At 44.1% G+C, this 538-nt stretch carries 2 protein-coding genes; both read left to right on the forward strand.

Annotated elements, in window-relative coordinates:
• Positions 1-2: 2 nt before the first annotated feature.
• Complete coding sequence (locus PPOP_RS19965; RefSeq protein ID WP_006284725.1) at positions 3-158, forward strand: DnaB-like helicase C-terminal domain-containing protein; 156 nt, start codon at positions 3-5, stop codon at positions 156-158.
• 37 nt (positions 159-195) lie between these two features.
• A complete protein-coding gene (locus PPOP_RS03765; RefSeq protein WP_093470968.1) occupies positions 196-495 on the forward strand; it encodes a hypothetical protein in 300 nt (99 codons plus the stop codon).
• Positions 496-538: the final 43 nt, after the last annotated feature.

Below are 538 nucleotides of genomic sequence, written 5' to 3' on the forward strand. Positions count from 1 at the left end.
CGATGCTGTACCGTGATGATTATTATAATCGGGATTCGGAAAAGAAGAACACTCTTGAAGTGAACTTTACCAAGCAAAGAAACGGGAAACTGGGAACGGTGGAGTTGTTCTATGACCGAAACTGTCAACGAATCTATGAACTTAACAGATACTATTGAGCTAATCAACCGTTATCAGGAGATATTCAGCCGCCAAGTGAAACAGGCTTATCAACTCGGAGAACTGGACGAAGCCGCATACAGGAAGTTCATGAGCGAATCCTGCTTGTTAGAGGATATTGACGAGATAAACGGCCATTTCTATGACATGTTCGGCCAATTGGTTGATTATCTTCAAGATCGACTGTCAGAAAGAATTATTAAAGAGGCCGAGTTCATAGAGAACATTGGCAAGGATAACCCTAAGTATAAGGAGGCCATGCAAAAATACGATGTCCTGTGCAACCAGCTCCGGGCGAGCGTCGAGAGGGGCAGGGAGCGGGAGAATAACGAATGAATGCACATGCAAACGGAATTGGGTAGCCTAGCGATTTAAAATT

Source organism: Paenibacillus popilliae ATCC 14706 (assembly GCF_000315235.1).
GTDB lineage: Bacteria > Bacillota > Bacilli > Paenibacillales > Paenibacillaceae > Paenibacillus_B > Paenibacillus_B popilliae.